Here is a 25,383-nt window from a genome sequence, read left to right as displayed (position 1 = left end):
ACCACGGCAGTCTGGCACGATCGTCGAGGTGGCCATTCTCCTGCGCCGTTTGTTCGGCATCGGCAAGCTTCCTCGCGCGATGCGCGAGGAATTCGAGAGCGAGGGCATCATCTACCTGGCCGAATACGTCGCGGTGAGCCGCCGGTTCAGCGGCAAGGTGCCGGGGCTTCGTGCCAGTGGGGGTTTCGCCAGTTATGTCGGATCGGTGGTGTTTACCTCCCAACGGGCCGTCGCAACGTTGTCGAGCGTTCCCAAGGTCGCCGGTCGCGCCATGGACGTGCCGTGGAGCGATCGGCAAGAAGGCGCCGTCAAGGTTGAAATTTCCAGCACCGGAGTCACTTTGGATGTCGACGTCGCCGACGTCGATCCGAAGTTCAGCGGACATCTGTCACTGACCTATAAGGTGGCCATCCCCGCCGACGTGCTCAGCCGCCTTCCTGCCACACATCTGGCGTTCGACGTGCCTCCCGAATACGTCTACCGCGCAGTCGGAGTACCCCACAACCCATGACTCTGCGTGCGATCCAGATTCCGGTTGTGGATAACCCTTGCGCCCGACGCCGGATGCGGGCACCGTCACCCGGCGGGGCACGCTAGACCCCGCCGAGCCGAACGGAGGTATGTGTGAGCCGGGACAACCTGCTGATCGTCCACTGGCATGACCTGGGCCGCTGCCTGGGCGCCTACGGATATCCGGGGGTGTCGAGCCCACGCCTGGACCAGCTCGCCGCCGAGGGCATCCTGTTCACCCGCTCACACGCCACCGCTCCGTTGTGTTCGCCGGCGCGCGGTTCGTTGTTCACCGGCCGCTATCCGCACAGCAACGGACTGATCGGCCTGGCTCACCACGGGTTCGAGTATCGCGCCGGTGTGCGCACGCTGCCCCATATCCTGCACGAGAATGGTTGGTACTCAGCTCTATTCGGCATGCAGCACGAGACGTCGTTCCCGGCGCGGTTGGGCTACGACGAGTACGACGTATCCAACTCCTACTGTGAATACGTCGTCGAACGGGCTCAGGAGTGGCTGACCGACAGTGCACCGCTCGCCGGGATCAGCCCATTTCTTCTCACCGCCGGATTCTTCGAAACCCACCGGCCGTATCCGCGCGAGCGTTACGAGCCCGCGGACACTGCCGACGTCGACGTCCCCGATTTCCTGCCCGACACCCCTGAAGTGCGGGGCGACCTCGCCGACTTCTACGGCTCGATCGCCGTCGCCGATGCGGCGGTCGGCCGATTGCTGGACACCCTCGACGACACAGGACTGGCCAACCACACCTGGGTGGTGTTCCTGACCGACCACGGCCCCGCATTCCCGCGCGCGAAATCCACCTTGTACGACGCCGGCACGGGGATCGCGACGATCATCCGCCCACCGCGCCGTCTGCGGCGCACACCACTGGTGTACGACGAGCTGTTCAGCGGCGTCGACTTGTTGCCGACCTTGTTGGAGCTGGTCGGCATCAGCCCCGGTGACGACATCGAGGGTCTGTCCCATGCGGCCAATCTGCTTGCGGGGCAGAATAATCCGGTCCGCGACCACGTCTACACCGAGAAGACGTACCACGATTCCTACGACCCCATTCGCGCGATCCGGTCCAAGAAGCACAGTTACATCGAGAACTACGCCCAGCGGCCGCTGCTGGATCTGCCGCTCGACATCGAGGAGAGCCCCTCGGGTCAGGCTGTGGAGCCGTTCATCCACTCTCCGCGCCCGGCGCGCGAACTCTACGACCTCGAAGCCGACCCCGCCGAGTCCAACAATCTCTTGGCAGCTGAGGCCGATGAGGAGGCCGAGACGATCGCCGAAGAGCTCGCGGTTCTGCTCAACGACTGGCGCCACAAGACCCGTGACGTCATCCCGTCGGAGTTCGCCGGAACACGGATCGCGGCGCGCTACACCGAAACGTATTTCCAGATCAATGGTTTCACCTTGACGAGCCGTTCAGCCTCAGCTGCCGAACGGGGTCTAGACAATGAAATTGGCTTCCCACAATAGTTTTCGTCGAAGCGAGTTTAAGTTCGCGACCCCGGCATCAGAGCCTGACAGCGGTTAGGCTCGGCTCATGCCCGATCAGCCGACCGCCTACCTGGTGCTCGCCTCCCAGCGCAGCGGCAGCACCCTGTTGGTCGAGTCGTTACGCGCCACCGGTGTGGCCGGGGAGCCCCAGGAGTTCTTTCAGTACCTGCCGAGCACCAGCATGTCCCCGCAGCCCCGAGAATGGTTCTCCGAGACCGACGACCAATCGATTCTGCGGCTGCTCGATCCACTGATCGAGGGCAAGCCCGACCTGGCCCCCGCGGAGATCTGGCGTGACTACATCCGCACCGTCGGGCGCACGCCGAACGGCATTTGGGGCGGCAAGCTCATGTGGAACCAGACGCCTCTGCTACTCAGTCGTGCCAAGGATCTGCCCGAACGGTCGGGGGCGGGACTGCTGTCGGCCATCCGCGACGTCGTCGGCAGCGATCCGGTGCTGATCCACGTGTATCGACCCGACGTGGTCTCCCAAGCTGTGTCGTTCTGGCGGGCGGTCCAGACCCGGGTGTGGCGTGGCCGACCGGACCCGGTGCGTGATGCCCGGGCCGAGTATCACGCGGGAGCCATCGCCTACGTGGTGCACATGCTGCGCGCCCAGGAGGAAGGCTGGCGCAACTGGTTCGTCGAGGAGGACGTCCATCCCATCGACGTTCCCTATCCGGTGTTGTGGCGCAACCTCACTGACGTCGTCGGTCAAGTCCTCGTAGCGCTCGGATTAGACCGGAGGTTGGCACCCGCGCCCGTCCTGGAGCGCCAGGCCGATCAACGATCCGACGAATGGGTGGACCGCTACCGTGCCGATGCCGAGCGGGACGGACTGCCCACCTGAGCGATGACGCGGCCCACGTGCGTCGATCATCAAATACACAGCGATTTCCCAGCTGCGCGAACCCGCGCCGGCCAGCAGGTTCGTGCACCGTGGTGCGGTGACCGCCACCGCCGATCGCACCGACGTACTGGACGCACCCGCGTCCGACAGCACGCCCCGCACCCGGAATCGCTGGCCGGCCGTCGCCCTGACCGGGCTGCTGATCGCCACCACTGCGCTGTACCTGTGGAACCTGCCGATCAACGGCTACGGCAATACGTTCTACACCGCGGCCGCCCAGTCCGGCGCCAAGAGCTGGAGTGCATGGTTCTTCGGATCACTGGACCCCAACAACTTCATCACCGTCGACAAGCCCCCGGCTTCGCTGTGGGTGACCGGACTCTCGGTGCGGCTCTTCGGGATGAACAGCTGGGCGGTGCTGGTCCCGCAAGCGGTGATGGGTGTGGCGGCCGTCGCCGTCCTGTACGCCACGATGCGTCGCATCATCACCGATCCCACCCGCGGTCCGATCGCGGGTCTGATCGCCGGCAGCGTGTTGGCCCTCACCCCGGCGGCCACGTTGATGTTCCGCTACAACAATCCCGACGCGCTCATGGTGCTGCTGATGGTTGCGGCTGCCTACTTCCTGGTGCGCGCGATCCCCGGAGCGTCATGGCGGTGGCTGACGCTCGTCGGTATCGCGCTGGGTCTGGCGTTTCTGACCAAGATGCTCGAAGGCCTGATGGTGCTACCCGCCTTCGCGCTCGCGTATCTGCTGTTCGCACCGACGACGTGGCAGCGACGCGCGCCGCACCTGTTGAGTGCCGCTGTGGCGCTGGTGATTTCAGGCGGATGGTGGGTGGCCGTCGTCCAGTTGTGGCCGGCCGGCTCCCGCCCCTACATCGGCGGGTCGACCAACAACACGGTGCTTGATCTCGCATGGGGTTACAACGGCCTCAACCGCATCGTCGGAGGCGGCAATGCCGTGTCGCACGGACATCCCGGCGGTTGGACCACCCACGCCGGAGTGCTGCGAATCTTTTCCGCCGAAATGGGTTATGAGGCGTCCTGGCTGCTGCCGGCAGCGGTCGTCGCGATCGTGACCGGTGTGTGTCTTGCGTTGCGGCGCAGGCTGACCCGCATCGAGGCTGCTGGCTTCACGATGTGGAGCGTGTGGCTCGTGGTGTACACGCTGGTGTTCAGCTACATGACCGGCATGGTGCATCCGTACTACACCATCGCGTTGGCGCCGGCGGCGGGCGCGCTGATCGGGATGGCAGCTGTGCGAAGCAGATCGGCGGCCGTCGTGATGGTTCTGGCAGCTGCCGCCTGGGCGGTTGTCCTGTTGCACCGTGCTCGACTGGGTCCCGCATCGACGGATTGGTTCATCGCAGGAGCCGCCGCGGCGGCCGTGCTATTACTCGTCGCTCTGACGCGCTGGCCACGGCTCACGCCGGTTGCGCTGGCGGCATCGTTGTTGGCGGGTCTTACCGGCACCGCGATGTTCTCGGTCGCCACCGCCGCCACGCCGCACAACGGATCGATCCCCAACGCCGCCCACACCGCCGATGTCTGGCCAACCGTCGGATCCCGCTTCGCGAAGACGATGATGATGGGCGCCAGCTCGAGCAACGTCGATCCGCAATTGGCTCAGCTGCTGGCATCCGCGCACACCCCGTGGTCGGCGGCAACGTCCGGATCTCAGGCTGCCGCCTCGCTGGAAATCGCGTCGGGTACCGCAGTCATGGCGATCGGTGGGTGGAGCAGCGACCCGGTGCCCACGTTGGCGCAGTTCATCGATGATGTGCACGCTCAGAAGATCGCCTTCTTCATCGACAGTGGTCGGATGCGCAGCCACGACCGCAACGGCGGAGAGATCGCCGACTGGGTACAACAGCATTTCCGTCCGATGAAGGTCGGGGCCGCGACGGTATATCGCCTCGTGTGACCCCCGTTCCCGGTTAGCATCCGAGAACAGATGCCGACCGAAAGGCCGCGACAATGACGTCGAACGTCGACCTGCCTATCCCGGTGCCGGTGCCCGATGTACCGGGTGCCGACGCCGGTTTCGAGGGATTGCCGAAGCGCTCCGACCTGACCGCACTGCAGCGGCTCACCGTAGATACCTCGGCGGTCGCCGACATCGGCCTGCGCACGGCAATCGCCTCTCTGGTCGGAGTGTCCATGTTGCCGACAGTGGCGAAGAGCATCGTTCGCCGCTCGGACCTGCACCGCGAGCGCAGCAACCTGGAGTTCTACGCCGAACTGGCGGCCCGGCGCGATCCGGCGGCGTCGTTCCCGGCGCCCACCGACGTTCCCACCATCACGACCCGGCCGGCGAATCCGATCGCGCAGTACATCGCCCACGGCAACGTCCAGAACATGCGGTTCGAGAGCAGCTTCGAACCGGTCAACCCGGACATGCGCAAACAGTGGAAGCGGCTGGAGCGCAACAACATTGTGTGGGCGCAGCATTGGCGTCACGACGACGGTCCACGGCCGACGCTGTGCGTGATCCACGGCTTCATGGGGTCGCCCTATCTGTTCAACGGGCTGTTTTTCTCACTGCCGTGGTTCTACAAGACCGGATACGACGTGCTGCTCTACACCCTGCCGTTCCATGGCCGGCGCGCCGAAAAAGGTTCGCCCTTCAGTGGATACGGCTTCTTCTCACAGGGCATGGCCGGCTTCGCCGAAACCATGGGCCAGGCCGTGCACGACTTCCGCTCGGTCGTGAACTGGTTGCGCGATACCGGCGTCGCCCGCATTGCACTCACCGGAATGTCATTGGGCGGCTACACCTCAGCGCTGGTCGCGTCGGCGGACGACCGGCTGGAGGCGGTGATCCCCAATGTCCCGGTGGTCACCCCGGAGTCGACGTTCGACGAGTGGTGGCCGGCGAACAAACTGATCGAAGTGGGCCGCAAGTTCGGGACCATCGGCCGTGACGACTCGGCGGCCGCGTCGGCCTACCACTGCGCGCTGAACTACCAGCCGCTCGTCCCGCGGGACCGGCGCCTGATCATCACCGGTCTCGGCGATCGGCTGGCGCCACCCGAGCAGGCCGAGGCGCTGTGGGAGCACTGGGATCGCTGTGCGCTGCACTGGTTCCCAGGCAACCACATCCTGCACGTCAGCCAGCCGGAGTACCTGCGCCGCATCAACCGATTCCTGCGACCGGTGATGTGGGACTGACTATTCTTTGACGGCGTTGACCAATGTGATGCTGGCCAGCATGTTGGCCGCCTCGTCATCCGCGGAGTCGACCGAACGCCCGACAGAGGCGAGGTAGTCCAGCAGCGTGGTGTCCTCGGTCATCCAGCCACGCTCACCGAACCACTGCGACGCGGGCGCGTGCTGTTCGTTGTAGACCAGCTGCCACCACTGGCCACGCGGATCGTCGATGCCCTTGTTCTCCTGCACCTTGGCCCGGAACGCGTCGCGATCCATCGGCCTGCCCTCCTCAACGGCGAGGTGGCTACGCGCACTCGCCAGGCCGTCGATCCCGGAGAACAACTGTTCCTGCGCAGCGGCGGGAAGGTAGATGAGAAGTCCCTCGGCGATCCACGCCGACGGCTCATCAGCACGGAAACCGTTGTCCCGCAGTGCTTGCGGCCAGTCGTCGCGAAGGTCGACGGCAATCTCCCGACGCTCGGCCTTCGCGGTAGCCCCGTGCGCGGCCAGGGCTTCGCGCTTGAAGTCGAGTACCTGAGGCTGGTCGAGTTCGTAGATGGTGGTGTCGGGTGCCCACTCCAGCCGGTAGGCGCGGGAGTCCAGTCCGGCGGCCAAGATGACGACCTGGCGCACCCCGGCTTGCGCCACGTATCCGAAGTAGGTGTCGAAGTACCGGGTCCGCGCGGCTTGGAAGGTGACGAAGTGCTGACCGAACTCTTCGGATTTCAGCGGATGGTCGGGCGCCTGCCCGTCCAGCACCGCCGCCCAGGGACCGCCGACGGCGCGGCAGAACACCTCGGCGAACGGGTCGACGGCCAGCGGATCAGGTTTCTGCGCCTCCAGAGCTCGGGCGGCCGCGACGAACAAGGCCGTCGAGCCGACGCTGGTGGTGATGTCCCAGGTGTCGTTGTCAGTCCGCACTGCCGCGAGGGTACCCCCGGACTCTGGCAGCGCCGTGCGCTCAGCCGGTGCCGTCTCCGTCGCTCTGGTCCACCAGCACCGGGCCTTCCGGCGTATCCCCCAGCGTCTGCAGTTCGGCCGGATCACCGACAACGGTCAGCCGCAGGATGTCGGCGAGCTGTTTGGGTGCATCGCATTGCACGTAGTGGTCAGCGCCCGGGACCACCCAGTAGCGGCTGCGGCCGGGCTTGTCCTTGAGATAGGTGTGCCACACATGGTTGGCGACCCGCAACGGCGCCACCGTGTCGTGCAGACCCCACACGAGCGTGGTGTCGACGGGGTTGGCCGCCAGTGCTTCGAGCCAGCGAGTCTCGTCGGCCGCTCGCTCATGCAGATACTGGATGGTGTCCGGGAGCACCTGGATACCGTCGTTGTGCGCGAAGCACTCTGCCAGCGCCGCGATTTCGGCGTCCTCGAGAGTTCTACGGGGCATGAACGTACTCGCGCCCAGGCCGGCGGCCAGCATGTCCGGCGTTGTCGCGGCCGCGGTGGCACGCGACGTCGAATCGTCGAGTAGCGCCTTCTGGTATGCCGTCAGATTGGCCAGCGGCAGGTAGATGTTCCCGTTCGTGATGACCAAGTCGGCGGGCATCGGCGCCTTCGCCTCGGCGAGCATCGTGACCACGAGGATGCCGACGCTGCTGCCGCGATCGTGGGTCACGATGCGGTAGTCCTCGAGCTGCCACACGTCGGTGATCAGGTGAACGAGCAACCGCGCATCGTCATAGAGCGAGTACACATATGGCGACGGTGGCTTGTCGGAGAGCCCGTAGCCGGGAAAGTCGACGGTGAAAATCTCGGCTTCCGAACGTAATTCGTGTGCCAATCCCCAGTAGTCGATGCTCGACGTCGGGAAGCCGTGCACACAGACCAGGGCCGGCGCGCCCGGGGTGCCGCTACGCCTGGTGAATACCGCGACTTCCTGACCGTCGTTGGCCGGCGTCGTCGATCGCCAGCGAACCTCAGTTCCACCGTCCTGCCACTGCGCGAAGATGTCCACGGCTCAGCTTCGCACTGGATGGGCCGCGGTGGGCACAGTGTGGAGAAATTCCGACGTCAGAGCCGGGCCGAACCGACGGCCGGGCTCAGACCAACGGCCGCCCAGTGCGGATGCGCCGATCCACATCGCGCAGAAGGAGATTGAACGGGAACTCGCGGATGACCCGCGGTGTCAGGTCGTTGACGAATCGGATGCGCGCCATCAGCCGATCGAACTTGCGCTGTTTCTCCGCGTTCCACTCGAGCCGCATCTCGTCGCGAAAACGCTGCGGCAGGAACCCGGTGGTGATGAGCAGATTGAATTGCTCGAGGGATTCCTGCAACCGCTTCGGCAGCCGCACGCCGCGAATCCGCGACACCGCAAAGGGATACAGGTACTCCCGGATGGTGTCGTCGATGTGCAGCTTGTCCAGCGACTCCTGCCAGTACTTGTCGAACGCCGCGCGGTCGGCAGGCCACATCTCGGCGGGCACCTGCAGGGTGGTGGCCAGTGCCATGGCCTCCTGGTATTGGCGGTCGGCAGTCTCGTCGTCGGCCTCACCGATGAAGATCCGGGCCACGTCCACCCCGCCCTTGTAGAGGCAGGCCGCGACCCAGAGCTGCAGGTCTTTGTCGAACGCGTTGTACTCCACCGGACTGTCGGGGGTCGAGTAGACCTGGGCGTGCGACTTGTTCACCGCGCGCCGATAGGCCTTTTTCTGTTCGTCGGTGCCGCGGGTGGCCACCGCGAGGTAGGTGAATGTCGTGCGTGCCCGTTTGATCGGGTGCCGGTCGGCCCGTCCGCTCTCGACGCGGCTCTCCATCACGCCGTAGCCGACGCCCGGCAGGGCGAGCTCCATGATCACGTTCGCCGGACCGGCCAGCAGCGCCACGCCCATCAGCCCGTCGTCGAAGCCCGGTCCCCGTTTCCGCCGGCGGCGCGACGGCCTCGGCGGCTCGCTCACCGGACGATCCACGTGGCCGACAACGGGTTCGCGGATCGTCACGCTGGGCCACCTATCGGGTAAGAATCTGACAACGAATGTTTCCTAATATTGCCGCCCTGGCCGGAGCAATGTCAAGATGGGCTAATGACGCAGGCGAGGCCCTATGGCGGCGTGGATGCCGCCGATCGGCTGGCCCGGAGACGGGCCCGTCTGCTGGAGGCCGGGCTGGAGTTGCTGGGCAGCAATGTCGACCCCGCTGAGCTCACCGTTCGGGGTATCTGCCGTGAGGCCGGCGTGGCCACCCGCTACTTCTACGAGAGCTTCGCCGACAAGGACGAATTCGTCGCGGCGGTCTTCGACTGGGTGGTCGCCGATCTGGCCGCCACCACGCAGGCCGCGGTGGCAACCGCCCCGGTGGAGGGACAGAACCGCGCGGCGATGGCCAACATCGTGCGGACCATCGAGCTGGATCCGCGGGTGGGCCGATTGATGTTCAGCTCGCAGCTGTCCAACACGACGGTGGTCCGCAAGCGTCAGGAGTCCGGTGCGCTGTTCGCCTTGCTGTCGGGCCAGCACGTCGAGGCCACACTGCACCGTCCGGCCAATGACCGGGTCAAGGCGTTCGCGCACTTCGTCGTCGGCGGCGTCGGTCAGACCATCAGCGCGTGGTTGGGCGGCGCGGTCACGCTGACCCCCACCGAACTGGCCGATCAGCTCACCACGATCATCGACGACCTCGGTGATCCGCGGTTGTTCCGCGACTAACCAGCGGCTATCGGCTGTTTGCGGTCAGCCGCCGTCTTCGGCGCCGTACCGGCCTCGTTGTCGCTGAATTCCCTTGTCCAGCAGGCGAATTCCAGCACGATCCCGTCCGGGTCGTTGAAGTAGAACGAGCGGACGTAAACCCCGGGATGAAGCTCGCGGGTAGCGCCCTGCGGGCTGTCGTCGTGGTTGAGCACCGGCCCGACGCGCACACCCTTCTCCTTGAGCCGCCTGCGGTACTCGTCGAACTTCTCCTCCGGCACGTGAAAGGCCAGATGGTTCATCGAGCCCACCGCGCTGACGATCGAACCCAGACCGGGCAGGGCGGCCGGTAGGGTGCTGCCCGCCGTACCGTCGGGGGCCTCGGCGAACCAGAAGAACGCGACGCAGTCGCCGTTACCGGCGTCGAAGAAGAAGTGCTGCCCCAGCCCGTCAGGCAGATCCAGCGACTTGATCAGCGGCATACCCAGCACATTCGAGTAGAAATCGACTGTGCGCTGCATGTCGGAGCACACCAGTGCGATGTGGTTGATGCCCCCCAGCTCGAATTCCGGGTTGGTGTTGTGCGGCTTGATCATGACGTGCCCCCACAGATGCTGGTCAACTCTCTCCACCGAAACTAACACCGGATTCAGGCATGCACATCGACGCTGGCGAATATCGTCTATGAGCGATCTACCCGAGGAGGCCACCGACATGCCCACCCCCGGAGTCGTGCGTGAGTTCATCGGGGTGCCCTCGCCCACCGCCCGCCGAGCGGGTGCCGGCGGGCATCCCTGCCAGGGCCTCTACCACCGGGGTGTCGGGCGCAAGCCCAAGGTCGCCGTCATCGCCACGCACTATCAGATCGACTTCTCCGAGCACTACCTCGCCGATTACCTGGCCACCCGAGGGGTCGGCTTCCTCGGGTGGAACACTCGCTTCCGGGGATTCGAGAGCAGCTTCATGCTCGACCACGCCCTGGTCGACATTGGTGTCGGCGTGCACTGGCTGCGCGACGTGCAAGGTGTGGAAACGGTTGTCCTGCTGGGCAACTCGGGCGGCGGTTCGTTGATGGCGGCCTATCAATCGCAGGCTGTCGAGCCCAATGTCACACCGCTGGAGGGGATGCGGCCCGCCGCGGGCCTTTCCGAACTACCGGCCGCTGACGGTTACATCGCCAGCGCCGCGCACCCCGGGCGTCCCGACGTGTTGACTGCCTGGATGGACGGCGCCGTCGTCGACGAGAACGATCCGGTGGCCACCGATCCCACCCTTGATCTGTTCGACGAACGCAACGGGCCGCCGTTCTCCGACGACTTTCTGACCCGCTACCGGTCCGCCCAGGTGGCCCGCAATCACGCGATCACCGATTGGGCCGAGACCGAACTCAAGCGAGTGCAGGCCGCCGGGTTCTCCGACCGGCCGTTCACCGTCATGCGCACCTGGGCCGATCCGCGCATGGTCGACCCGGCCATCGAGCCCACCAAACGTCAGCCCAACCTCTGCTACGCGGGTATTCCGGTGAAGGCCAACCGCTCCGCCTACGGCATCGCCGCGGCGTGCACGCTGCGCAACTGGCTGGGCATGTGGAGTCTCAAGACCGCGCAGACTCGCGCCGAACCACATCTGGCGCGGGTCAACGTCCCGGCACTGGTCATCAACGCCGAACAAGACACCGGGGTGTTCCCCTCGGACGCCCAACGGATCTACGACGCGTTGGCCAGCACAGACAAAACCATGTGCGCCATCGACACCGACCATTACTTCACCACCCCGGGAGCGCGGAGCGAGCAGGCGGACACGATTGTGAAGTGGATTCACAAGCGGTGGCGGTAAGGGTCCTGGCGCACTTCTTGCCCGGCGAGAACGTGCTGAACATCGTTGCACCGGAATCAGATTGGCTCGATATCCACTGGTGCCACGAAGACGACGACGAGACGCTGCACCGGCAATTGCCCGAGGCCGACGCGATCTGGCATGTCCTGCGGCCACTGTCCGGCGACGACCTGCGCCGCGCACCGCGACTGCGCCTGGTGCACAAACTGGGTGCCGGGGTGAACACCATCGACGTCGAGACCGCGAGCGAACTGGGCATCGCGGTGGCCAACATGCCCGGTGCCAACGCGCCCTCGGTCGCCGAGGGTGCGGTACTGCTGATGCTCGCGGCATTACGCCGACTCCCCGTGCTGGACCGGCTCACCCGGCAGGGGAAGGGCTGGCCGACGGATCCCAGCCTGGGTGAGACGGTGCGCGACATCGGCAGCTGCACAGTCGGACTCGTCGGGTACGGCAACATCGCCAAACGCGTCGAGCAGATCGTGCTCGCGATGGGCGGCACTGTCCTGCACACCAACACCGCCGACGACGGCACCGACACCTGGCGTGCACTGCCGGACCTGTTGGCCGAAAGCGACATCGTCACCCTGCATCTGCCGCTGGCCCCGGCCACCGACAAGCTGATCAACCGGGCTGCACTGGATGCGATGAAGCCACACGCGGTACTGGTCAACACTTCTCGCGGTGGTGTCATCGACGAAGCCGCCCTGACCGATGCGCTGCGCGACGGCCGGCTGGCCGCCGCCGGCCTCGATGTGTTCGCCGACGAACCCGTCGACCCCGGCAACCCGCTGCTGCAGCTCGACAACGTCGTGGTGACCCCGCACGTCACCTGGTACACCGTCGACACCATGCGCCGCTACCTGATCCAGGCCGTCGACAACTGCCGCCGTCTGCACGACGGCCGCAACCTGGTCAACGTCGTCAACGGGAGGCAGGATGTCCGTCTCATCGACCGGTGAGAAGACGCTCGAGGCGCGCACGCTACGCAAGGTGATCATCCGCGCCGTCCCGTTTCTCATGGCGCTGTACTTCGTCAACTACCTCGACCGCACCAATCTCGGCATTGCCAAAGCCGATATCAGCGAGCACCTCCAGCTCACCGCGAGCATGTTCGGGCTGGCGTCGGGCATCTTCTTCATCGGCTACGTGCTGGTTGAGGTGCCGTCCAACCTGGCCCTGGAACGCTTCGGTGCCCGCCGTTGGCTGGCCCGCATCGCGGTGTCGTGGGGAATCGTCGCCGTGGCAATCGGATTCGCACCCAACGCACCGACGCTGCTGGCGTTGCGGTTCCTGCTCGGCGTGGCCGAGGCCGGGCTTTTCCCGGGCGTGATCTTTTACCTGACCCGCTGGTTCCCCGCCGCCTACCGGGCGCGGATCGTGGCGATGTTCATGATGGCGAGCCCGGTCGCGGCGGCCGTCGGAACTCCGGTGGCGGCGTGGATGATTCAGGCTGGTGAGGGTGTGTTCGGGCTGGCCGGCTGGCAGTTCATGATGATCGGAGTCGGCCTGCCGGCGATCATCCTGGGCGTCATCTGCTGGTTCTATCTGACCGATCGGCCCGCCGACGCTCACTGGCTGCAGCCCGACGAACGGCAGTGGCTGATCGACGTGCTGGCCGCCGAGGAACGCGAGGTCGCGGGCAACTTCGACTTTCCGCTGCGCCGCGCGCTGACCAGCCCGCGAATCTGGCTGCTGTCCCTGGTGTACTTCGGCGTCGCCTACGGCTTGTACGCGCTGGCCTTCTTCCTGCCGTCGATTATCGCGGACTTCAAGAAGACCTTCGACGTGCACCTGTCGATCGTGCAGGTGGGTTTGATCACCGCGGTGCCGTACACCCTGGCCGCTATCGCGATGTACATGTGGTCTCGGCACGCCGACCGCAAGAGCGAACGCGTCTGGCATGTCGCGATCCCAATGGGATTGGGCGGCTTGGCTATTCCGGTCGCGCTGTATCTGCACAGCCCCCTGCTGGTGATGGTCCCGGTGTGTATCGCCGCCATGGGGGTGTTCAGCGCGATTCCCAGTTTCTGGGCGCTGCCCGCTCAGTTCCTCACGGGTGCGGCCGCCGCGGGCGGCATCGGGCTGATCAATTCGATCGGCAATCTCGGCGGATTCGCCGCCCCGTATGCGACCGGCGCGCTGAACCAGTTCACCGGCAGCGACAAGGCCGGTATGTGGGCGGTGGGCATCTTCATGATCATCTCGGCCGTCGTGGTGGTGGTCCTGCGCGCGACCCCCGACCGGAGCGGGCGGTAAGCGGTCCCGTCGTCCCACTGGCATGTACGCCACCTGGAGGGGTACACGATCGTGCCGGTAACCTGGCTCCCAACCCACCGGTTAATAGGGAGGCGCAACGATGCCCATCGCGATCACACCTGAGCACAACGACCTCGCCGACTCGGTGAAGTCCCTCGTCGCACGCGTCGCACCGTCTGAGGTTCTGCACGAGGCCCTCGAGACGCCGCTGCCCACCCCGCCGCCGTACTGGAAAGCGGCCGCCGAACAGGGCTTGCATGGCCTGCACCTGGCGGAGTCGGTGGACGGCCAGGGCTTCGGTCTGCTCGAGCTCGCGATCGTGATCGCCGAGTTCGGCTACGGCGCGGTGCCCGGGCCCTTCGTGCCGTCGGCCATCGCCAGCGCGCTGATCTCTGCCCACGATCCCGACACGAAGCTGCTGAGCAAGTTGGCCGCGGGCGAGCTCATCGCCACCTGTGCCCTGGAGTCGGGCCTGACCGCCACCCGGCAGGACGGGTCGCTGGTCATCCGCGGGGAAGCCCGCTCGGTGCCCGCCGCCGCGCAGGCCTCGGTGCTGGTGCTTCCGGTCGCCATCGAAAGCGGCGTGGAATGGGTGATCCTCGACGCCGACCAGTTGGAGATCGAACCGGTCAACTCGGTGGACCTGCTGCGTCCGGTGGCGCATGTGCGTGCCAACGCCGTCGAGGTCACCGGCGACCGCGTGCTGGCCAACCTGTCGCAGCCGGCCGGCCGCGCGATCCTCACCACCCTGCTGTCGGCCGAGGCGGTCGGCATCGCCCGCTGGGCCACCGACACCGCAGCGGCGTACGCCAAGATTCGCGAGCAGTTCGGCCGGCCGATCGGCCAATTCCAGGCCATCAAGCACAAGTGTGCGGAGATGATCGCCGACACCGAGCGCGCCACCGCGGCGGTGTGGGATGCCGCCCGCGCACTGGATGAGGCCGCCGAAAAGGATTGGGACAACGAGCAAACGGCGTACGAGTTCGCCGCGGCCGTGGCTGCCAGTCTGGCGCCGGCCGCCGCCCAGCACACCACCCAGGACTGCATCCAGGTGCACGGCGGCATCGGTTTCACCTGGGAGCACGACACCAACGTCTACTACCGCCGCACCCTGGGTCTGGTCGCGGCGTTCGGGCGCGCCAGCGAGTATCAGCAGAAGGTGTTCGACACCGCCACGAGCACCGGCATGCGGCCGATCAACATCGATCTCGACCCCGAGACCGAGAAGCTGCGCGACGAGATCCGCGCGGAAGTAGCTGCGCTGAAAGCGATTCCGCGGGAAGAGCGCAAGGCCGCGATCGCCGAGGCGGGCTGGGTGCAGCCGCATCTGCCGAAGCCGTGGGGCAGGGCCGCCAAGCCGATCGAGCAGATCATCATCGCCCAGGAGTTCACGGCCGGGCAGGTCAAGCGCCCGCAGATGGGGATCGCCGCCTGGCTGATCCCGTCAATCGTGGCGTTCGGCAACGACGAGCAGAAGCAGCGCTTCCTGCCGCCGACGTTCCGCGGCGAAATGATCTGGTGCCAGCTGTTTTCCGAGCCGGGAGCCGGGTCGGACCTGGCCAGCCTGACCACCAAGGCCACCAAGGTCAACGGTGGCTGGCGGATCACCGGGCAGAAGATCTGGACCACCGGCGCCCAGTACGCGCAGTGGGGAGCGCTGTTGGCGCGGACGAACCCCAGCGCGCCGAAGCACAACGGCATCACGTATTTCCTGCTCGACATGAAGGCCGAGGGCGTCGAGGTCAAGCCGCTGCGTGAGCTCACCGGCCACGCGATGTTCAACACGGTGTTCATCGACGACGTGTTCGTGCCCGACGAGCTGGTCCTGGGCGAGGTCGACCGCGGCTGGGAGGTCAGTCGCAATACCCTGACGGCCGAACGGGTTTCGATCGGCAGCAGCGAGCCCGGCTTTTTGGCCAACCTCGACGGCTTCGTGAAGTTCGTCAGCGACGGCCACTTCGACCAGATCGGCCATCACCGCGCCGGTGAACTGATCGCCGAGGGGCATGCGGCCAAGCTGCTAAACCTGCGCTCGACGCTGCTGACACTGGCCGGCGGTGATGCGATGCCGTCGGCCGCGATCTCGAAGCTGTTGTCGATGCGCACCGGCCAGGGCTACGCCGAGTTCGCGGTGTCGTCGTTCGGCATCGACGGGGCGATCGGCGATCCCGATCAGCTGCAAGGCAAGTGGGCGGAGTACCTGCTGGGCAGCCGGTCGACGACGATTTACGGCGGCACCTCGGAGGTGCAGTTGAACATCATCGCCGAGCGGCTGCTGGGCCTGCCCCGCGACCCGTAGGCTGCGCCGAGATCGACGAATTGCAGCGAGTGTGCGGGTGCATACGCTGTTCGCGGCGTGTTAAGTATGAAACCGCACATTCGCCGCAGTCACCCCGGCAGCCACTTGGGCGCAGTGCCGAGATCGACGAATTGCAGCGACCTACTCGCACTTTCGCTGCGAATCGTCGATTTGGGCGAAAGGGAGCGCGCGCGAGGGCTTAAACGACGGGGCGCTACTGCACCTCGATGTCGCGCAGCTCGCGCTTGAGGATCTTGCCGGTGGGGTTGCGCGGCAGCTCGGCCAAGAACACCACCTCGCGCGGAACCTTTTAGCGCGCAAGGTGTTCGCGCACATAGTTCTTGACGGCTTCCTCGGTGAGCTCGGCTTCTTCCTTCAGCACGACGAAGGCCCGCAGCCGGGCGCCCCAGTCGGGATCGTCCACCCCGAGTGCGGTCGCCTCGACGACGTCGGGATGTCCGCTGATGAGGTCCTCGACCTCGGCGGGGAAGACGTTCTCGCCGCCCGAGACGATCATCTCGTCGTCGCGGCCGCTGACGAACAGCAAGCCGTTGTGATCGAAATAGCCGACATCACCGGATGACATCAGCCCGTCGATGATTTGCTTGTGACCGCCGCCGGTATAGCCCTCGAACGGGAAGCTGTTGCCGACGAAGATCCGGCCCACCTCACCCTGCGGCAGCTCGTTACCGTTGTCGTCGAGGATCTTGACCTTGACACCCGTGACGACGGGACCCACGGTGGCCGGATTCATCTGCAGATCCTTCGGCCCGGCGATCGTCGCGAACGCGACTTCCGTTGAGCCGTACATGTTGTAGATCACCGGACCGATGTCCTTCAGCGCCCGGGTGGCCAGCTCCGCCCCGAGCTGGGAGCCGGAGACGAACACGATCCGCAGCGACGACAGGTCCGGCTTGGTCTCCATCTTCTCCAGCGCGTCGAGCATCCGCGACAGCATGACCGGCACCACCACGATCGCCGTCACCCCGTGCTTCGGGACGTCTTGTAACACGATGTCGGGCTTGAACTTTCGATGCAGCACCAGCGTCGAGCCCATCGTCAGCGCGATCGTGGCATGCAGATACCCCAGCGCATGGAACATCGGCGACGGCAACGAGGTGACCTCGCCGGCGCGGAACGGCACGGCGGACAGGATCCCGCCGATCGGCGCCAGGGTCGGCGGGGTGTTGCGGGTGGCGCCCTTCGGGGTTCCGGTGGTGCCGCTGGTGAGAATGATGATCGACGAGCGCTTGGTGGCCTTGGCGCCGGCGCGCTGCTGCTGCGCTTGATGACGTCGGCCAGGGTTTCGTCGGTGCAGCCCGACGGCTCGTCCTTGTCCGGATTGGTCCCCAACGCGCGCAGCTTGCCCAACGGCGGCTCGGCGAGCTGGACAGCCTCGGCGTACTCGTCGTCGTAGATGATCAGCTTGGCGCCCTCACGCTCGGAGACGTCTCTGATCTGTGGCCCGGAGAATTCGGTGTTCAGCATGATCGTGCGCGCACCGACCCGCGCTGCGCCGTAGTTGGCGATCACGAACCAGCGGTGGTTGCGAGCCAGGATCGCCACGCCGTCGCCGCCGGTGACACCCTTGGCCAGCAACGCGTTGGCGACCGCATTCGCGGCGTCGTCGAGTTCCTTGTACGTCATCGACCCTTCGTCGTCGACGATCGCCAGCTTGTTGGGCGTTCGGCGGGCGTTGAGCGCAGGGACCATCCCGATTTCACCCCAGCGGCGGATGTCGGCCACCATCGCCACGAGATTCTGCGGCGGCTCGAGCCGGAACGCGCCGGACTCGATCATCTTGAACAGGTAGTGCAGCTCAGCGGAGCCGCGATCGGCCAGTTGCTGAGCCTTGGCCAGTGCCTGTGCGGGGAGATCGAAAAGACTGGGCATGGTTTCAACCCTAGGTGACGTACGTCGCAGCCAAGACGGAACGAGCTGCCTAATTACCATGGCTTCATGGACGTGGACGGTCGCCAGGTCACCATCAGCCATCCCGACAAAGTGGTCTTCCCCGCGGCCGACGGGCGCGCTCCGGTCACCAAGGGTGACCTCGTCAGCTACTACCTTGCGGTGGCCGACGGCGCGCTGCGTGGTGTCGCCGATCGGCCGATGATCCTGAAACGGTTCGTCAAGGGCATCACCGAGGAAGCGATCTTCCAGAAGCGCGCCCCTGAGAAGCGCCCGGACTGGATCGACGTCGCCGAACTGCGCTACGCCCGCGGCACGTCGGCCAAGGAGGCGGTGCTCCGCGAACCTGCCGGACTGGCATGGGCGATCAATCTCGGCTGCGTCGATCTCAACCCGCATCCGGTCCGCTCGGGCGATCTCGATCATCCCGACGAGCTGCGGATCGACCTCGATCCGATGCCCGGTGTCGAGTGGCCGCAGATCCTGGAGGTGGCTCAGGTGGCGCGCGAGGTGCTCGAGGACCACGGACTCACCGCCTGGCCCAAGACGTCGGGGTCGCGCGGTTTCCACATCTATGCCCGGATCGCACCGCAGTGGCCGTTCAAGCAGGTGCGGCTGGCGGCCGAGACCGTGGCCCGCGAGGTGCAGCGCCGCGCACCCGACCTGGCCAGTAGCCAGTGGTGGAAGGAAGAACGCGGACAACGAATCTTCGTCGACTTCAATCAGAACGCGAAAGATCGCACGGTCGCGTCGGCCTACTCGGTGCGGGCCACCCCGGACGCGCGGGTGTCGACGCCGCTGACATGGGACGAGGTCCCCGGCTGCCGGGCCGAGGAGTTCACGATCCTGACTGTCCCGGCCCGCTTCGCCGAGCGCGACGATCCGTGGGAGTCGATGGACGACGCCGTCGGCTCGCTGGATGCACTGCTGCAGCTGGCCGAGGAACTCGGGCCTGCCGAGAAACCACCGAAAGGCAACAAGCCGCTGATCGAGGTCGCCCGCACCAAGACCCGCGACGAGGCTCTGGCGGCCTTGGACGTCTGGCGTGCCCGCCACCCCGAGGCCGCGAAGACGTTGCAGCCCAACGACATTCTGGTCGACGGGATGCGCGGACCGAGTTCGATCTGGTATCGCATCCGGATCAACCTCGAACATGTGCCGGAGGAGCAGCGGCCGGCACAGGAAGAACTGATCGCGGATTACAGCCCGTGGGAAGGGTATTCGGGGCGTCAGGGTCGGCCCTGAACGCCAGATGCCACGCACAGTTCACGCACAGGGTGAACAAAGCCGGGGACTCTAGCGTGCAAGTCAGTAACAGTTCGTAGGTAAGGATGTCACCGTGCCCGGCACCGCTCCGCCAGCTCCGGCAGCCGTCGAAGTCGTCACCCAGGTCGTCTACTACCTGAGTCTGTCCGTTCCGCTCGGTATGGGGCTGACCGTGGGGGCATTCGCCGTACCCGACGGGCCGGTCTCCCGCGGGGTACGCAGTCTGGGGGTACCGGCCGCGGTCCTCGTGATGCTCGGTCTCGTGCTGCACCTTCGTGCCACCACCCATGTCACCGGGCTGGCACTCGTCCAGTCGCTCGCGCTGGCGTTGGTCGCCTGCGGATTGGTGGCGATGCGGTGGACGAACTCGCGGGCGTTGGCTCGCGGTGTCGCCGCCGTCGCGCTGGTCGCCGCGGCGCTTCCGGTGATCCCGTTGCAGTATTCCAATCTGAGCCGAGTCGCCTCGAATGCACTCACGGCAGTGCACGTGATCGGTGCGGTCACCTGGGTGGGCGGTCTGGTGGTATTGGCCGCAACAGCAGTTGCGCTGCGCCGCAGCAGGACCCGTGACCAGGACAGTCGTGTGGCGGATGACTGGGCCCAGATTTGGGAACGGTTCAGTCTGGTGGCGATGATCGCCGTTGGGGCGTTGATCGTCAGCGGTACCTGGTTGGCGTGGAGCCACGTGGGAACACCGGGCCAGTTGTTCACTACCGCGTACGGACGAGCGCTGGCAGTGAAGCTGGTTTTAGTGATCGTGCTGCTGTGTGCAGGCGGCTACAACGTCCGCGTGCTTCTGCCGAGAATTCACGCGCTGCAGCAGGGCGGTGATCGCCGCGGTGTGTTCCGGCTTGCTGCTCAACACTTTCCGACAGTGGTCCTAGGTGAAGCCCTGGTGGCGGTCTGCGTTCTGGCCGTCGTACCGTTCCTGCGCGGGTCGGCGCGCGCGCAGGCCGGCGCCCCCGCCGCCGTGTCGTTCGACCTGAGCACCTTCAGCACCGGCGTCGTATTGATCGCCGTCGTCGGGGCCGCGATGTGGGCAGGCACCCGGCGCTCGGTGCGGCCCCTTGCGCCGTCAGACCAGGCGCACACCTGACAACGGATGCAGCGCAGCCAAAGCAATGGCCTGGCGCCCGGAGATCAACGTCAGCCCCGGTAGCGGGGTCGAGCTGTTCGGTGGGTCTTCGGTACGGATTGCGGCCCCGGCTCTGAGCTTCGGCCGCGGCGAGGATCCGGCGATCTCGACCACCGTCCACACCTCCGGTGAGTCGCTGGCGCCCACGCCGGTCAGCGCCGACTCCGGATTCGCGACGGAGTACGTCGTCACGAAGCCGCGCGCGTCGCTGACCGATCGCCACCGTTCACGGGCACCGTCCGCGAAGAGGTCGGGCAGGTCGTCGGCATCGACGAGCGTTGCTTTCCAGCCTCTTTCACGCAGATTGCCGGCCAGACGGCGAGCCGCGTTCTCCGCGGTCTGACGCAGCGGTATCTGCGCCGACCTGGCCCGCAGGGCCGCCAGATTCCGAGCCCCGCTGAACGTCAACCCGATCCACGTCGTGGTCGAGCTGCCCAGCCGGCGGGTGGTCACCCGGACCGCGTCGCAGGCCAATCCGAAGCGGTCGAGATAACCGGTCAGAACACCAAGCGGCAGTTCGGTGCCGCGATCGTCCACCCGCAGCAAGACCGTCGTCACCGCATCGGAACCCATCCAGCGAACGTCGTCGGATGAGACCTCGATCGCCTTGCGGCTGCTCATGATTCGGAGTCGCTGCCACAGGATCGTGGTCAGGTAACGACCGCGCCACCAGATCAGCGACACCAGCACTACAGCGACAGCGATGCCCAACGCCCAGCGATCGAAGTTCGACCGCCACGGGTAGGTGAGCACAGCTGAGACGACAGCCAGCACAATAATGGTGAGCCGACCGGCGCCCGGTCCGGGGATATGCGTCATTCCAGTTCTTCCTTGCGTCTGCGGGTCACGATCGCGACCGCAACGACGACGACCGCGAGTACCGCCGTTCCGATGAAGGCCACCGTGCGCGGGGTGTGATCGACTGGTGCCGGCGGTGGCGGGGCCGCAACATGTTTGGTGGCGGGCGCGGTGTCGCTGACAGGGTTGACGGTCCAGGTGAGGGCGCCGACCGGGTCCAATGCACCTGCGCCGACGAGATTGGAGGGTGCCTGCGCCGCGTTGTGCGCGGTCGCGCTCAGCCGGCGGACCACCTCGTCAGCGTGCATGCCGGGGTTGCGGCTGCGGACCAGTGCGGCCGCACCGGCGACATAGGCGGCGGCGAAACTCGTTCCGTTCAGCGGTGCCATCCCACCGCGGCCATCGGGCATTCCGTTGGCCAGTCCGCCCGCGGCATCGTTGCTCACCGACACGATGTCCTCGCCGGGCGCGGCGATACCGACCCACGGGCCTGCCATCGTGAAGTCGGTGGGTTGCCCGTCCGCGGTCAGCGCCGCGACGGACAGGACGTACGGCTGCCACCAGGACGGTACCGATACCGAACCGACGCCGGCCCAGTTGCGGGGATCGCCCGGCCGGGCGGGGTCGCCCAACGGATTCGACGCGCACTGTGTGCCCGGCGTGCCGTCCATGGAGGCGCCAGAATTGCCTGCCGCGGCCACAATCACAACGTCTTTGTCGATGGCGGCGTATCGCAGGGCAGCACCCAGAGCGTGTTGATCGCCGAGCTTGTCGGGGGCCAGACAAGTCGCGGTGGAGATGTTGATGACGGTGGCACCAAGGTCGGCCGCACGGACCACCGCGCGGGCCAGCGTCTCGATCTCGACACTTGCCTGCACCGCCGCCGGGTCCTTTCCGCCGGCGTTGGGCGTGAACCGCGGCGAGGCTTGCCGGATCGACAGCAGCCGGGCCGCCGGCGCGACCCCGCTGAACCCGTCTGGCCCCGGCTGCCCGCCGATGATTCCGGCGACGAGCGTTCCGTGCCCGTCGCAGTCGGTCAGTCCGTCCCCCGACGCAAGATAATCACCGCCGCCGACCACATTCGGCAGCCGCGGGCCCGGGCGCACCCCGGTGTCGATGATAGCCACCGTTTGACCCTCACCGCGCGAATACTGCACGGCGCCAGCCAAATTGAGCATCGCGCTATTGGCGTTCACCGCGCCGGGGTCGCTGCCCGGGCGCACCCCCGTCGTCACGCATTCGGAGCGCTGGGCCATCCCGGCGGTCGGTCCGGTGGTCCCCGCCGGAGGTTGCACCCCCGGGTCGACAACGGGTGGACTGATAGCACCGGCCGCCGGCGCGGTGATCAGCAGCACCACCGCGGCGGCCGCGGTGGTCCGCATCATCGATCGAGGACCCATGTGAAGATGCCGACCAGATAGGCCATCACCGGAATCAGCGACGCGTCCAGACCGGCGGCGAGGAAGCCGACGAGCCGACGTACCGGCAGCGAATAGCGCTCCGCGGCAGCGGTATCCGGATTGACGGCCACCACCACCCACACCGCGGTGAGCGCTGCGAGCACCACGAGCGCCCACAGGGCGGCAACAAATCGGTGGTCCACGACGAACGCGACCAGCAGTCCGCAGGCGACCAGGAACGGCTGGGCGAGCAGCCAACCCTTGCACGCGGGGGTGTCCCATACCCTGGCGCGCAGCACTGCCGCCGCGGCTGCGGCGCCCACCAGATACCAGCCCCAGACTCCCGGTCCCTCGGTCCGCCCGGCCACGATCAGCGACCCCGCACTCGACAACAGCACAGAGCCCGCGATCAGACCGGTCTGATGAGCCTCACCGACCCGCACCCGGCGAGGCAGATCGGCGAGCAGCCGCGCCGCGGGGCTCGACGGCGTCGGATCACCGGGCGCCGGGATCACCGGCAGCGGGAACCGCGCCCACATCGCCGCGAGTGCGGGCGTCGACACGGTGAGCAGCAGCGCCGCCAGGATCAGCACACAACCGACGGTGCGGGCAGGCAGCTGCCAGAGGGCCGAAGCACCGGCCACCACCAGCGCACCGACGCCCACAACGGCTGTGGCAGTGAAGAACCCGACGCCATCCTCGGTTTGGGTCAGCACGATCAACGACCATGCCGCCACACCAGCCGCGGCCAGCATCACATGCGGCGATCCCCACAGTCCCGGTACGGCCAGCCAGAAGGCCGACGCGATCGGCAGCAGCGCCGCCGCCGACACCTGCGTGGCGAGCCGGGCCGACTTGGCGCGCAATGCCATCCCGGTGACCGCTGCAAGGACCGCCAACGCGGCGACCGCGTACAGACCGACGGTCGAGGACGTCACGGCTCGGTGCGCGACCGCTACGGCGGACAGTGCGACCACGAAGACCGCGGCCGCGAGCCGAGCACCCGCCTGCAGGCGATGCGGCCCCCATGGCCTTGTACGGGCGGCGGAGAAGATAACGGCCGCATCGGCGATGTCCTCCACGATGCCGGTCGCCGTCGGCCCGGCCGGAACCGGCTGCAGCGCAAGCAGATCGCCATCCACGACCCCGACGGTGTCCAGGTTGGCGTCGAGGCTGAACGGCGCGCCGCCGATCGGGGCCAGAGTCATCGGGGTGGTGCTCACGGTTCCCTCGTGCGACTCCGGCGGCGGTACGAGCCGCTTCACCGCGGGCAGGATCTCGCGCAGCGGCGGCTCCGCAGGTAGCACCACATCGGTGATACGGCCGTACGCCAACACGGCGACCCGGACGATCGGCAGCACCGGGGTTTCGGTCATTGTCGTTCTCTCTCTCGATTATCAGATGCTGGAGAAGTCGCGTACCTGCGCGGCGGCGGGAAACCAGCGGCCATCCGGTAGCAGGCCCGCGAGGCGGTCGAGTGCAAGCGCGATCGCGAACGGAGTGCCCGGTGAAAAAGTCGACAGCCACTCCCCGTCGGCTGCGCGTTCCGGGTTCACCAATACCCGGCCGGCGTCGGCATCGATGATGCCGAGACCGACCTCGCTGAGGCTGTGCACGCCATCGCAGGCGCATCCGGCGCGCACCTCGACATAACTGTGTGGTCCGCTGAACACCGATCGCACCACTGGGACTGCCGAGGCGGGGATGCCCAGGTGGTCCAGCACGCCATCGAGATCAGCTCCCATGCGGAGCTTTTCGTCGGCGCGGACCCCGACGCGGGTCGGCAGGCTGAATTCGGTGAAACGAGCCGGTGCGCGACCGGTCAGGCCGGCGGCCACAACCGGGGCAAGTTGGAACGGCTCGCTGATGTCGAGTTCGGTGAAGGTGACGAGCTCACCGCTGCGCAGTGCCGCAACGGTCTCATCACCGCGGCGCGCCACCAGGCCCCGCAACAGTTCGGTGCCTGCCGCCCGCACATAGCGAAGCTCAAGCCACCGTTGCGGCGCGCACACCGTACGAGTCCAGCGGGCCACGGCCGGATTCACCGTCCCGGCGTCGGACATCACCCGAGCACGAGTCAGTTCGGATCGCAATCGAGTCCGGACCGCCGGGGCCTCCCGCTCGTCGGCCACGGCCGGTGTGATCGCCAGAACCCACGGGAACGTACCGGCACCAATCGTTTCAGCGACCAGCCACGCGGCATCGGCGGTCAGCTCGACCGCGTTAGGTGCGGCCAAGTCTCAGCCCCACTTGGCGCCTTCGGCTTGGTCGCGCGCATGCATCGAGAGGGTGTTGGTCTCATGCGTGCCGGCCATCGCTCGGTAGGCACGCACCAGTTCTTCCATGGCGAGGTTCCACTGCGCTTGCCAGGCCTGGTAGGTCATACCGGTTTCACCCTGCCAGGCACCCTGCAGTGCGGACTGCTCGGTGGCGATATCGGCGCCGACGGCCTGCAACGTGCCGGCGTATCCGGCCATATCACCGGCGTGCCCGAGCATTGCCGGGTAGTTGTACATGATCTGGGACATCAGAACCCTCCGTATGTCGTTGCCGCGGCGGCATCTTGGGCGACGTAGGTGGCCCCTGCCTCGCCGAGGTTCACTTGCGCGATGTCGAGCAGCGAGTTGACCTTCGCGGCCACCTCGACGAACCGCGCGTGCGCGGCCTGGAACGCAGCCGACGACTCTCCCATGTGGAAGGCTTGCGAGGCCATGGCCGCCTGTTCGGCCTGGGCGATCGTGCTGCGCATCAGCGCAGTCTTGGCGCCGAAGGCGGCCTCGGCGGCCACGAGCTGCGGTATATGGGCATCCAGCATGCTCACGTTA

General features: G+C 66.7%; 22 protein-coding genes and 1 pseudogene. 12 read left to right on the top strand and 11 right to left on the bottom strand.

Annotated elements, in window-relative coordinates; genetic code table 11:
- Positions 1-28: 28 nt before the first annotated feature.
- The 5 genes from K0O64_RS02090 (at position 29) to K0O64_RS02070 (ending at position 6,046) form a co-directional block, all read left to right on the top strand.
- Complete coding sequence (locus K0O64_RS02090; RefSeq protein ID WP_096309670.1) at positions 29-511, top strand: hypothetical protein; 483 nt, start codon at positions 29-31, stop codon at positions 509-511.
- A 113-nt stretch (positions 512-624) separates the two neighbouring features.
- Entirely contained in the window at positions 625-2,001 is a 1,377-nt protein-coding gene (locus K0O64_RS02085; protein ID WP_225933600.1) for a sulfatase family protein, read from the top strand.
- Positions 2,002-2,068: 67 nt separating this feature from the next.
- Positions 2,069-2,872, top strand: coding sequence for a trehalose 2-sulfotransferase (gene stf0 / locus K0O64_RS02080; RefSeq protein ID WP_071947988.1), 804 nt, complete (start codon positions 2,069-2,071; stop codon positions 2,870-2,872).
- Between the two features lie 97 nt (positions 2,873-2,969).
- Positions 2,970-4,799, top strand: a complete 1,830-nt coding sequence (locus tag K0O64_RS02075; protein WP_096312652.1) for an ArnT family glycosyltransferase — start codon at positions 2,970-2,972, stop codon at positions 4,797-4,799.
- 53 nt (positions 4,800-4,852) lie between these two features.
- On the top strand, positions 4,853-6,046 hold the full coding sequence (locus K0O64_RS02070; protein ID WP_096309669.1) for an alpha/beta hydrolase family protein: 1,194 nt from the start codon (positions 4,853-4,855) through the stop codon (positions 6,044-6,046).
- Here the strand turns inward: K0O64_RS02070 and K0O64_RS02065 are convergent, their stop codons facing one another.
- From K0O64_RS02065 to K0O64_RS02055, 3 genes are all read right to left on the bottom strand, one after another.
- Positions 6,047-6,946, bottom strand: coding sequence for an SAM-dependent methyltransferase (locus K0O64_RS02065; RefSeq protein ID WP_071947990.1), 900 nt, complete (start codon positions 6,944-6,946; stop codon positions 6,047-6,049).
- 40 nt (positions 6,947-6,986) lie between these two features.
- Positions 6,987-7,985, bottom strand: a complete 999-nt coding sequence (locus tag K0O64_RS02060; RefSeq protein ID WP_096309668.1) for an alpha/beta fold hydrolase — start codon at positions 7,983-7,985, stop codon at positions 6,987-6,989.
- Between the two features lie 85 nt (positions 7,986-8,070).
- Positions 8,071-8,970, bottom strand: coding sequence for an oxygenase MpaB family protein (locus K0O64_RS02055; RefSeq protein WP_096309667.1), 900 nt, complete (start codon positions 8,968-8,970; stop codon positions 8,071-8,073).
- A gap of 84 nt (positions 8,971-9,054) precedes the next feature.
- Here K0O64_RS02055 and K0O64_RS02050 point away from each other — a divergent pair, with 84 nt between their 5' ends.
- Positions 9,055-9,675, top strand: a complete 621-nt coding sequence (locus tag K0O64_RS02050; protein WP_096309666.1) for a TetR/AcrR family transcriptional regulator — start codon at positions 9,055-9,057, stop codon at positions 9,673-9,675.
- Here the strand turns inward: K0O64_RS02050 and K0O64_RS02045 are convergent.
- The gene (locus K0O64_RS02045; RefSeq protein ID WP_096309665.1) at positions 9,672-10,250 is read right to left on the bottom strand and encodes a VOC family protein; all 579 of its coding nucleotides are present in this window, start codon (positions 10,248-10,250) and stop codon (positions 9,672-9,674) included. The genes K0O64_RS02050 and K0O64_RS02045 overlap by 4 nt on opposite strands.
- A gap of 118 nt (positions 10,251-10,368) precedes the next feature.
- On the opposite strand from K0O64_RS02045, the gene K0O64_RS02040 reads away from it, so the two are divergent.
- The 4 genes from K0O64_RS02040 (at position 10,369) to K0O64_RS02025 (ending at position 16,048) form a co-directional block, all read left to right on the top strand.
- A complete protein-coding gene (locus tag K0O64_RS02040; protein ID WP_096312651.1) occupies positions 10,369-11,490 on the top strand; it encodes an alpha/beta hydrolase in 1,122 nt (373 codons plus the stop codon).
- Positions 11,466-12,452: a 2-hydroxyacid dehydrogenase gene (locus K0O64_RS02035; RefSeq protein ID WP_225933599.1), complete on the top strand. Its 987-nt coding sequence runs from the start codon at positions 11,466-11,468 to the stop codon at positions 12,450-12,452. Before K0O64_RS02040 ends, K0O64_RS02035 begins: the two co-directional genes overlap by 25 nt.
- Positions 12,430-13,749, top strand: coding sequence for an MFS transporter (locus K0O64_RS02030; protein WP_096309663.1), 1,320 nt, complete (start codon positions 12,430-12,432; stop codon positions 13,747-13,749). The genes K0O64_RS02035 and K0O64_RS02030 overlap by 23 nt, the downstream gene beginning before the upstream one ends.
- A gap of 100 nt (positions 13,750-13,849) precedes the next feature.
- On the top strand, positions 13,850-16,048 hold the full coding sequence (locus K0O64_RS02025) for an acyl-CoA dehydrogenase family protein (protein ID WP_096309662.1): 2,199 nt from the start codon (positions 13,850-13,852) through the stop codon (positions 16,046-16,048).
- A 214-nt stretch (positions 16,049-16,262) separates the two neighbouring features.
- Here K0O64_RS02025 and fadD2 read toward each other — a convergent pair.
- Positions 16,263-17,941, bottom strand: a pseudogene (gene fadD2 / locus K0O64_RS30125) (long-chain-fatty-acid--CoA ligase FadD2).
- 66 nt (positions 17,942-18,007) lie between these two features.
- On the opposite strand from fadD2, the gene K0O64_RS02015 reads away from it, so the two are divergent.
- Positions 18,008-19,204 (top strand): DNA polymerase domain-containing protein, encoded by a 1,197-nt coding sequence (locus K0O64_RS02015; RefSeq protein WP_096309660.1) that lies wholly within the window; start codon positions 18,008-18,010, stop codon positions 19,202-19,204.
- A 94-nt stretch (positions 19,205-19,298) separates the two neighbouring features.
- The gene (locus tag K0O64_RS02010) at positions 19,299-20,321 is read left to right on the top strand and encodes a CopD family protein (RefSeq protein WP_096309659.1); all 1,023 of its coding nucleotides are present in this window, start codon (positions 19,299-19,301) and stop codon (positions 20,319-20,321) included.
- Here the strand turns inward: K0O64_RS02010 and eccE are convergent.
- The 6 genes from eccE to K0O64_RS01980 are packed head-to-tail and all read right to left on the bottom strand — an operon-like array spanning position 20,301 to position 25,379.
- On the bottom strand, positions 20,301-21,179 hold the full coding sequence (gene eccE, locus K0O64_RS02005; RefSeq protein WP_096309658.1) for a type VII secretion protein EccE: 879 nt from the start codon (positions 21,177-21,179) through the stop codon (positions 20,301-20,303). The two genes, K0O64_RS02010 and eccE, sit on opposite strands and share 21 nt — an antisense overlap.
- The gene (gene mycP / locus K0O64_RS02000) at positions 21,176-22,543 is read right to left on the bottom strand and encodes a type VII secretion-associated serine protease mycosin (protein WP_096309657.1); all 1,368 of its coding nucleotides are present in this window, start codon (positions 22,541-22,543) and stop codon (positions 21,176-21,178) included. The genes eccE and mycP overlap by 4 nt, the downstream gene beginning before the upstream one ends.
- Positions 22,540-23,934: a type VII secretion integral membrane protein EccD gene (eccD, locus tag K0O64_RS01995; RefSeq protein WP_096309656.1), complete on the bottom strand. Its 1,395-nt coding sequence runs from the start codon at positions 23,932-23,934 to the stop codon at positions 22,540-22,542. Before eccD ends, mycP begins: the two co-directional genes overlap by 4 nt.
- 21 nt (positions 23,935-23,955) lie before the next feature.
- Positions 23,956-24,795, bottom strand: coding sequence for an ESX secretion-associated protein EspG (locus K0O64_RS01990; protein WP_096309655.1), 840 nt, complete (start codon positions 24,793-24,795; stop codon positions 23,956-23,958).
- A gap of 3 nt (positions 24,796-24,798) precedes the next feature.
- On the bottom strand, positions 24,799-25,086 hold the full coding sequence (locus tag K0O64_RS01985; RefSeq protein WP_083117358.1) for a WXG100 family type VII secretion target: 288 nt from the start codon (positions 25,084-25,086) through the stop codon (positions 24,799-24,801).
- Positions 25,086-25,379 (bottom strand): type VII secretion protein EsxS, encoded by a 294-nt coding sequence (locus tag K0O64_RS01980; protein WP_071948006.1) that lies wholly within the window; start codon positions 25,377-25,379, stop codon positions 25,086-25,088. The genes K0O64_RS01985 and K0O64_RS01980 overlap by 1 nt, the downstream gene beginning before the upstream one ends.
- Positions 25,380-25,383: the final 4 nt, after the last annotated feature.

Origin of the sequence: Mycolicibacterium pallens (assembly GCF_019456675.1) — a bacterium.
In the GTDB taxonomy this organism is placed as follows: domain Bacteria; phylum Actinomycetota; class Actinomycetes; order Mycobacteriales; family Mycobacteriaceae; genus Mycobacterium; species Mycobacterium crocinum.
The sequence above is the reverse complement of the archived record's forward strand: the minus strand, read 5'-3'. Positions and strand labels throughout refer to the sequence as shown.

Coding starts and splice junctions, on each gene's coding strand:
- K0O64_RS02045 (WP_096309665.1), bottom strand. CDS start 10,250: ATGATCAAGCCGCACAACACCAACCCGGAATTCGAGCTGGGGGGCATC.
- eccE (WP_096309658.1), bottom strand. CDS start 21,179: ATGACGCATATCCCCGGACCGGGCGCCGGTCGGCTCACCATTATTGTG.
- stf0 (WP_071947988.1), top strand. CDS start 2,069: ATGCCCGATCAGCCGACCGCCTACCTGGTGCTCGCCTCCCAGCGCAGC.
- K0O64_RS01985 (WP_083117358.1), bottom strand. CDS start 25,086: ATGTCCCAGATCATGTACAACTACCCGGCAATGCTCGGGCACGCCGGT.
- K0O64_RS02050 (WP_096309666.1), top strand. CDS start 9,055: ATGACGCAGGCGAGGCCCTATGGCGGCGTGGATGCCGCCGATCGGCTG.
- K0O64_RS02015 (WP_096309660.1), top strand. CDS start 18,008: ATGGACGTGGACGGTCGCCAGGTCACCATCAGCCATCCCGACAAAGTG.
- mycP (WP_096309657.1), bottom strand. CDS start 22,543: ATGATGCGGACCACCGCGGCCGCCGCGGTGGTGCTGCTGATCACCGCG.
- K0O64_RS02030 (WP_096309663.1), top strand. CDS start 12,430: ATGTCCGTCTCATCGACCGGTGAGAAGACGCTCGAGGCGCGCACGCTA.
- K0O64_RS02070 (WP_096309669.1), top strand. CDS start 4,853: ATGACGTCGAACGTCGACCTGCCTATCCCGGTGCCGGTGCCCGATGTA.
- eccD (WP_096309656.1), bottom strand. CDS start 23,934: ATGACCGAAACCCCGGTGCTGCCGATCGTCCGGGTCGCCGTGTTGGCG.
- K0O64_RS02040 (WP_096312651.1), top strand. CDS start 10,369: ATGCCCACCCCCGGAGTCGTGCGTGAGTTCATCGGGGTGCCCTCGCCC.
- K0O64_RS02025 (WP_096309662.1), top strand. CDS start 13,850: ATGCCCATCGCGATCACACCTGAGCACAACGACCTCGCCGACTCGGTG.